A 6,799-nucleotide genomic window follows, 5' to 3' on the forward strand; every position below is an offset into this window, starting at 1 on the left:
AATCTCCAACAAGGATGAACTACCGAAGGGCATCACTGCGAACTTCAAGGGCAAGGTCGACACCTCTTCCGTGGGCACCAAGAAGGTGACCGTCGAAGTCACCTACCCCGACGGCACCAGCGAAGAGATCCAGACCGACCTCACCATCAAGCGCCGCACAGACGCAGAGGTCAACGACCCGATCGTCGGCGACGGTATCGCTACCAAGGTCGGCGCGAAGGTGACCAACGACGCCGCAAAGAAGGCCATCACCAACCTGGACAAGCTCCCGGTCAAAGACGTCACCTTCAAGAACGCGGTCGATACCTCAAAGCCCGGCGATACCACCGCCACCATCGTCGTTTCCTACACCGACGGAAGCACGGACGAGGTAAAGGTCGACGTCCACGTCAACGACCTCACCGACGCCGAGAAGTACACCCCGGCTCCAACCGGTATCACCATCAAGGAAGGCGAAACCGCCGACCCGCTCGCGGCAATCTCCAACAAGGATGAACTACCGAAGGGCATCACTGCGAACTTCAAGGGCAAGGTCGACACCTCTTCCGTGGGCACCAAGAAGGTGACCGTCGAAGTCACCTACCCCGACGGCACCAGCGAAGAGGTCACTACCGACCTCACCGTCGAGCGCCGCACGGACGCGGAAAAGAACGAGCCGACAGTCGACGAGAACTTCGAAATCATCGCTGGCTCCAAGCTGCGCCAGGAACATGCCGAGAAGATCATTGAGAACATCGGCTCCCTGCCCAGCGGCACCTCCGCGGACTTCAAGGACAAGGGCGAGGGCTCGCTGAGCACAGAGAACCCGACTCCGAATGACATCGACAAGGATGTCACCATCGTGGTCACCTACCCGGACGGCTCTACCGAGGAGATCGACACCAAGATCACCATCAAGCCGCGCCCGGACAACTGGGACTTCCAGCCGCAGGTCCGCGAAAAGGTCATCACCGCCGGCGATAAGCTCGAGGCTCGCGACGTCATCGAGAACCTTCACGAGCTGCCGCAGGACATTGAGGTCGAGCTCGACGGCGACGTGGACACCTCCACCCCGGGCGCGTACAACCCGCAGGTCGTGGTCACCTACCCGGACGGCTCCCAGGACCGCGTCGGCTCGACCATCATCGTCAATCCGAAGCCGCTGACCAACAAGCAATTCGACCCCAACTACGGCGACACCGTGCAGCTCACCGCGGGTGAGTCCAAGAGCGCCGAGAACCCATTCGGCGACGAGGCGGCGCCGGAGGGCACGAAGTACGAGGCCAAGTTCCGCTCGGACGCCACCGACTGGACCTTCGACGAGGACAAAGCCAACGAGACGGGCGTCGTCACCGCTCAGGCACCATCCGCCAGGGATCTGGCGCAGGAGTTCGCCCGCGTGACCAAGTACACGCACCTCGACTGGGACACCCTCGCAGCGGTGCTCAAGCCGATGGTCACTACCTCCGTCGAGGTAGACATCGACTATGCCGACGGCTCCTTCGACGCTGCGACCGCAGCATTCGAGCTTGTCGACGCCGACGGCCACTCCCTCCTCGACCCCGAGGCTGACGCCGACGGCGACGGTCACACCAACCGCGACGAGGTAGAGAAGCGCTCCAACCCGTTCGACGAGGAAAGCGTTCCCGTACCGCCGGCAGACTGGAACACCTCCAACGCCAACACCGTCTACCCCGGCGAGGACGTCACCGTTCCCAACAACGGCGGCCGCGTCCAGGTGGGCACCACCGTGAAGGTCGACGGCCCGGGCACCGCCGAGATCAACAAGGACGGTGACCTGGTCATCACCGCCAACGAGGACGCCAAGCCGGGCGACAAGATCGTGGCAACGATGACGGACTCGGACGGCAACCAGATCGACATCGTCCAGGTCTCCGTCAAGGAGGACGAGCGCCTGCAGGGCGACAAGACCAACGCCTCCTTCGGCAGCGACCCGTACGTGCTGATCCCGGGCGAGACCAAGGACACGAACCGCCCGTTCGGCCCGTTCGGTATCCCGGATGACACCGAGATCACCGTCCAGGTGCCCGCCGACGCCACCGACTGGAAGTTCGAGGGCAACGAGGACGGCACCGTCACCGCCCAGGCACCATCCGCGGCGCAGCTGGCGGCACAGTTCTCCGCGCTGGACAAGGCAGTCCAGAAGGACTGGGACAAGCTCGCCGAGGCCCTCGCGCCGGTCGTCGCACCGACCGTGGGCGTGAACTTCACGTTCACCGACGGCTCCAACGACTTCGCCAACGCCCGCTTCAAGCTCACCGACGCCAACGACAAGTCCATCCTCGACCCGGACGCTGACTTCGACGACGACGGCCGCACCAACAAGCAGGAAGTCGACACCGGCACCAACCCGTTCGAGCGCAACTACTTCGAACCCCATTGGGATGCCACCGAGGGCGAAGGCAGCGCCGAGCCGGGCGGCAAGCTCACCATCCCGAACAAGGGCGGCAAGATTCCGAAGGGCGCGATTGTCGACGTCGCCGGCCCCGGCGACGCCGTCATCGACGACCGCGGCAACCTGGTTGTCGCAGTCGAGGAGCAGGCCATCCCGGGCGACGAGATCATTGCGACCGTGAAGGACGAGCAGGGCGCTGAGATCCAGAGGATCGTCATCATCGTCAACGCGAAGGTGAACAGCAACACCCACACCGAGGTCGGCGAGCCTGGCAAGGACACGTCCCTGAGCTCCAACATTGACCAGGGCAAGTGCTCCGCAGCCGCGATCGGCTTCGGGCTCCCGCTGCTGGCGATCGTCCCGCTCGCCATCGCCACCCAGGCAGCCATCCCGGGCCTGGCCGGCTTCCGCGAGCAGGTTGCCGTGCAGATCGAGCAGGTGAACTCCCAGATCCAAAACGGCCTGGGCATTATGAATCCGCAGATCGCCAAGCAGGTCTCTGACATTAACGGCCAGCTCCGCCAGTACGGCACGAACGTGGCCACGATCGGCGGCGGCCTGCTGCTCTTCGCCGCAGGCATCGGCGTCACCGCCCTGATCGTTGATAGCTGCAAGCCGGGCGGCCCGACCAGCTCCAACTAGCTCACCCAACGGCAACGCCGGCCCCGCTCCTCACTCCAGAGGATGCGGGGCCGGCGTTCTTCGTTACTGCAGCAGACGCTACACGCTGGCGAGGAACAGCTCTGCGCCGTCAGCGCCCTCCGCCGTGAACACTACGCGCGCGTCGCTCGCCGGGACCCACGCCGCTTGGCCCGGGCGCAGGGTGAGCTCGTCCCCTGCCGCGCCGCATCCCGCGGCCTCGCCGCTCGTGCACAGCACGATCGCCGGCCCATCCGACTCCACCGCCAGCTCCGCGCCCTCACCCAGGGCGTAACGGCTCAGCCGGAAGTCTTCCATTGGCAGGACGAACTCCTCCCCCGATGCGCCGCCATCCACCGCGCGGGTCTTCGCCCGCGGGGACTCTAGCGCCTCGAACTTGAGCACGCGCACCAGCTCCGGCACGTCCACGTGTTTCGACGTGAGCCCGCCGCGGAGCACGTTGTCCGAGTTCGCCATAATCTCCACACCCAGACCCGACTGGTAGGCGTGCAGCTGGCCGGCGTCCAGGTACAGCGCCTCGCCCGGTTCGAGGGTGAAGTGGTTCAGCAGCAGCGCCGCGAGGGCGCCGATGTCGCCCGGGTAGGCCGCCGCAAGCTCGAGGAACATGGTGAGTACCTCGACCATCCACGGCTCCACGCCGGCGCCCCCGGCCTCGTCGGGATTTTCCAGGAGGGTGCGGGCGCGGTTGACGGTTTCGTCGATAAGCAAATTGCTCGCCTTGCGCGGCAGCGAGATGAGGGTGGTGAACAGCGCGCGCAGGCTCGCCTCTTCCTCGCTGGGGTCGACCATGCTGGTGTAGCGGCTGAGCAGCGGCGAGCCCAGCGCGTCGAGCAGGCGGGCGGTGCGCGCGTACGGGCGGAACCCGGCGAGCGCCTTGAACTGCGTCAGCGCGACGATCAGCTCGGGCTTGTGGTTCGGGTCCTTGTAGTTGCGGCGCGGGTCGTGCAGGTCAATGCCCGCCGCCTCCTCGCTGCGGAACCCCTCGACGGCCTGCGCTTTCGACGGGTGCGCTTGCAGCGACAGCGGCGCGCCCGCCGCCAGCAGCTTGAGCAGGAACGGCAGGTGTTCGTCGAACTTGTCGGCCACGCGCTGCCCAAGCGCCGCGCGGGGATCGTCCGCGATGATCGCGTCCAGGCCGCGGGAGCCGATTGTCGACGGCGCAGCCGGGTGCGCACCGAACCACAGCTCCGCCTCCGGGCTGGGGGCGGGCGACGCGGTGCCGCGCAGGTCAGCGAGCATGGTGCGCGAGCCCCACGGGTAGGCGCGCAGGGCAGGTTCGAGGAGCTCCATCGGTGTTTGTGCCTCGTTTCCTTCGGTGATGAGTGTGGGCTACCCGTCGCTGGGGTCGTCGAGCGCAGTCACGGCGTACGCGCGCGCCAGTAGCCGCAGCACCGTGACGGACTCGCCCAGGTGCTGCGACGCGACCATCTCAGCGCGGGTGTTGGGCGCGACCGGGGCGTGCGCGTCCGGTTGCGCCCAAAGAACGACCTTTAAGGGTACCAGCTCCACCGGGCTGTCAAGGAATGGATCGTGGAAGATGTCATCGGCCGGGGCGGGTGCGCCGCCGCGGGCGAGCTCGAGGGCCTGCGGGAGCTCGTCGGCGTCGACGAAGCCGCTCGCCAGGCCGCGGCAGGACCACAGGGTGGCCACGAGCTCCGCAAGCGCGAGGCCGTGGCGGGTGGTGCCGGAGTGCACGACGCGCGCGTCGCGGGCAAAGGCGCGCAGCTGGCGGGCGGCGTTGACGTCCTCGGCGCGTTCCGGGGACACGGCGGTCAGCTCGGCGTCCAGCTCGTCCGCGAGCATGCGGAACCGCTCTGCCAGCGCCTCCGCCGCCGCGCGGGGGTCGAGCGCGTCGAGCACCGCCGACAGCACCGCGATCGTGCGCGCCGGCGACGGGCCCATCGTGGTGGGCAGGGCCGGGACGACGACGGTGGAGTCGGGCGCCTCGTCAACGATCGGGCCGCGGGCGGGCCCCGCCAGCACCGTTTCCGCGCCGCGCTGCGCCGCCGTGAGCAGGGCGCGCACGTCGCGCTCGCGCGCCGCGGCGTCCCCCACCATGACCACGACGTCGAGCGCGCCGACGTAGCCGGGCAGCGTCTCCGTCACCACCACCGGCAGCGGGAGCGGTGCGCGCACCTGGGCCACGGCGCGTGCGGCGGCGCGCGCGACCTGGTCGGTCGCCACCACGATCACGCTACGGGGTTGCAACCCGCGGAGGTTGGCGAGGGACGGCAAAGCGTCGATAATAGCCCTGACCTGTGCCCCCTCGTGGGCGATGTCGAAGAAGCGGACGGTCTCGCGGTCGTAATCGCCGGTGCCCTCGTAGTAGTCGCTCATGACCGCGATCTTACGCAGCGCCGGCGCGCGCGGGCCTAGGCGCGGATGATTCCCAGGATCTCCTCGACCAATTCCTGGACTTCCTGCTCCGTCTCCGCCTCAACGTTCAGGCGCAGCAGCGGCTCGGTGTTGGACGCGCGCACGTTAAACCACGCCTTCGTGTCCTTGAGCCACACGGTGACGCCGTCGAGGCGGTCGAGCTTCTCGGTGCGATCGGCAAAGGCGTCGAGGACGCGCTGGGTGGTCGCGTCCTGGTCGGCCACCTCGGAGTTGATCTCGCCGGAGGCGGCGTAGCGGTTGTACTCGGCCATCAGCTCGCTGAGCGGCGCGTCCTGCTCGGCCAGCGCGGCGAGCACGTGCAGCGCGGCGACCAGGCCGGAGTCGGCGTTGAAGAAGTCGGCGAAGTAGTAGTGCGCGGAGTGCTCGCCGCCGAAGCGCGCTCCGGTGCGCGCCATCTCCGCCTTGATGTAGGAGTGCCCGACGCGCGTGCGCACGGCCTCGCCGCCCTGCTCAGCGATGATTTCCGGCACCGCCTGCGAGGTGATCAGGTTGTGGATGATCGTCGCGCCCGGGTGCTGCGCCAGCGTGCGGTGCGCGATCAAAGCGCTAATCGACGACGCGCTCACCGGCTCCCCACGCTCGTCCACCACAAAGCAACGGTCCGCGTCGCCGTCGAAGGCCAGGCCGATGTCCGCGCCCTGCTCCACCGTGAACCTCTGCAGGTCCACCAGGTTCTTCGGGTCCAGCGGGTTCGCCTCGTGGTTGGGGAACGTGCCGTCGAGCTCGAAGTAGAACGGGCGCACGTCCATGTCATCCAGCACGGCGGGCACGGTCAGCCCCGCCATACCGTTGGCGGCGTCGACGGCCACGACGAGAGTGCGGTCCTCCGGCACCGGCACCAGGTCGCGCAGGAACGTCGCGTAGTCGGCCAGGATGTCCTTCTCAGTCACGGTACCCGCGGCCACGTCAGCGGCGGGCACGCCCTCGAGCACCATCCGCCCGATCTCGCCCAGTCCGGTGTCGGTGGACACCGGGGTGGCGCCGGCGCGGCACAGCTTGATGCCGTTGTACTTGGCCGGGTTGTGCGAGGCGGTGAACATCGCGCCGGCGCACTTGAGCGTGCCGGCGGCGAAGTAGAGCTCGTCGGTGCTGGTCAGGCCCAGCGCAATCACGTCGAGCCCCTGGGAGGTCGCGCCCTCCGCGAAGGCGCCGGCGAGCTCCGGCGAGGAGGGACGCATGTCGTAGCCCACGGCGATGCGGGTCTCGCCCTCGCCGCGCAGGATGTGGGCGAACGCCGCGCCGACGGTGCGGACAAAGTCGGCGTCGATGGTCTCGCCGACCACGCCGCGCACGTCGTACGCCTTGATGACGTTCTTTAACGTTGCTTCAGTGTGTGCAATTGCCATG

At 67.8% G+C, this 6,799-nt stretch carries 4 protein-coding genes; 1 reads left to right on the forward strand and 3 read right to left on the reverse strand.

From position 1 onward, the window contains the following. The coding region (locus EAW56_RS10685) for a Rib/alpha-like domain-containing protein (RefSeq protein ID WP_244213410.1) at positions 1-3,037 on the forward strand (3,037 nt) is incomplete at its 5' end. Between the two features lie 78 nt (positions 3,038-3,115). Here the strand turns inward: EAW56_RS10685 and manA are convergent. The 3 genes from manA to EAW56_RS10700 are packed head-to-tail and all read right to left on the reverse strand — an operon-like array spanning position 3,116 to position 6,798. Next, positions 3,116-4,345, reverse strand: coding sequence for a mannose-6-phosphate isomerase, class I (manA, locus tag EAW56_RS10690; protein WP_122086504.1), 1,230 nt, complete (start codon positions 4,343-4,345; stop codon positions 3,116-3,118). Between the two features lie 39 nt (positions 4,346-4,384). Further along, entirely contained in the window at positions 4,385-5,392 is a 1,008-nt protein-coding gene (locus EAW56_RS10695; RefSeq protein ID WP_122086506.1) for a hypothetical protein, read from the reverse strand. Between the two features lie 35 nt (positions 5,393-5,427). Beyond that, positions 5,428-6,798, reverse strand: coding sequence for a phosphomannomutase/phosphoglucomutase (locus EAW56_RS10700; protein WP_122086508.1), 1,371 nt, complete (start codon positions 6,796-6,798; stop codon positions 5,428-5,430). Position 6,799: the final 1 nt, after the last annotated feature.

Origin of the sequence: Corynebacterium gottingense (genome assembly GCF_003693265.1) — a bacterium.
In the GTDB taxonomy this organism is placed as follows: domain Bacteria; phylum Actinomycetota; class Actinomycetes; order Mycobacteriales; family Mycobacteriaceae; genus Corynebacterium; species Corynebacterium gottingense.